2 protein-coding genes are annotated in these 1,513 nt (G+C 73.0%); both read right to left on the bottom strand.

Annotation, left to right across the window (positions count from 1 at the left end; genetic code table 11):
- Positions 1–74: 74 nt before the first annotated feature.
- The gene (locus GBZ26_RS30800) at positions 75–878 is read right to left on the bottom strand and encodes a Na/Pi symporter (RefSeq protein ID WP_174441794.1); all 804 of its coding nucleotides are present in this window, start codon (positions 876–878) and stop codon (positions 75–77) included.
- Between the two features lie 183 nt (positions 879–1,061).
- A partial coding sequence (locus GBZ26_RS29325) for a DMT family transporter (RefSeq protein ID WP_174441793.1) occupies positions 1,062–1,513 on the bottom strand: 452 nt, incomplete at its 5' end.

Here is a 1,513-nt window from a genome sequence, read left to right as displayed (position 1 = left end):
TTGACTCATCTTAGTGCGTGCGGTGGCAGCAATGTGGTCTCGATATGGTGGTGAGTTGTAGTTGCCCCCGGTCCCTATCGGCTCTGTCGCTTGTGTCGTGTTTTCAACCAGAGGACGGCACACGACAGGCGCCGTAGGCCAGTGGGCGCGGAGACGCGTATCCGAGACAGGCCGGAGACCCGGCCCGGGGCCCCGCCCCCCCCCCCCCCCCCCCCCCCCGGGGTTCCCGCCAGGCCCGCCCCCGCCCCCCCCAGATGGCCCCCCGGGCCCCGCCCCCCCCCCTCCGCGGCCCCAATCCCCCCCGCCCCGGCCAGCGACCCCGCCAGCATCACCGTGGCGAGGCTGGAATGCACCGCCGCGGTCAGCGCCGCCGCGACGATCAGGGCGAACAGCGGCTCGCCGCCCAGCGCCTCCAGCATCGCCTGGACCAGCACCGATTCCCGGACCGGCAGGGTGGCGGCACCCAACAGCTTCAGGGCGAGCAGCATCAGCCCGATGCCGACGAGGATCCGGGCCAGCGCCCGCCGCCCGCGATGCTCGCCGCCCAGCGCGTGCAGCGCCCCGCCGATCAGCAGCAGGCTGGGGGACAGCCAGTGCAGGTCGACGGCGAGCAGCCGGGCGACGAGGCTGGTCCCGACGTCGGCCCCCAGCATCACCGCCAGCGCCATGGACGTCGTCATGAACCCCTGCCCGGCCATCGAGGCGGTCATCAGGGCGGTCGCCGTGCTGCTCTGCACCGCGATGGTGGCCGCGACGCCGGCCAGGAAGGCGGCCAGACGGTTGCGCGTGCCGTAACCGACCCAGCGGCGGACCGCCGCCCCACCCCACCGGAAGACGCCCGTCCGCACCAGCCGCAGCGCCCACAGCAGCAGCGCCACGGCGCCGAGGATGTCGATCAGGACCAGGGTGGGCGAGATGGCGGCGGTCGTGATGGTGGGCCTCCCGGCGTGTGGGCCTCAACAACAGGACGATGGAGAGTGGGGCGTCATGAAAACGTAACAATCGCAGGGCGCAACCTGATCCCCCGCGAAAGGCGTATCCCTTTTGCCGGGATGCGCCCTTTACCCCCGCGTCACCAGCCGGATGCCCAGCGCCACCGGCAGGATCCCCAGCAGGTCCCAGGGCTGCACCGTTTCGCCGAGCAGCGCCCAGCCGAACAGCATGCCGAGCGGCGGCATCAGGAAGTGATAAGCGCTGGCCTCCGTGGCGCTCGTCCGCTGCAGCAGGCGGAACCACAGCAGATAGCCGCCGATCGACACCACCAGCGCCTGATAGACCAGCGACCCGGCGAAACCGGCGGTCAGCCGGATCGACCCGGCATCCTCCAGCAGCAGCCCGAGGGGCAGCAGCGCCAGCCCCGCCGCCAGAACCTGGACCCCGGTGCCGGCGAGCAGCCCGGTCCGCGGCGCCAGCCGCTTGAACAGCAGCGTCCCCGCCGACAGCGCCACCAGCGCGCCGACCGCCAGCGCGATGCCCAGCGGCGCGTCCGCCCCGCTGCCCAGCCGCCCGCGCA

Source organism: Azospirillum formosense, from assembly GCF_013340925.1.
GTDB lineage: Bacteria > Pseudomonadota > Alphaproteobacteria > Azospirillales > Azospirillaceae > Azospirillum > Azospirillum formosense.
The sequence above is the reverse complement of the archived record's forward strand: the minus strand, read 5'-3'. Positions and strand labels throughout refer to the sequence as shown.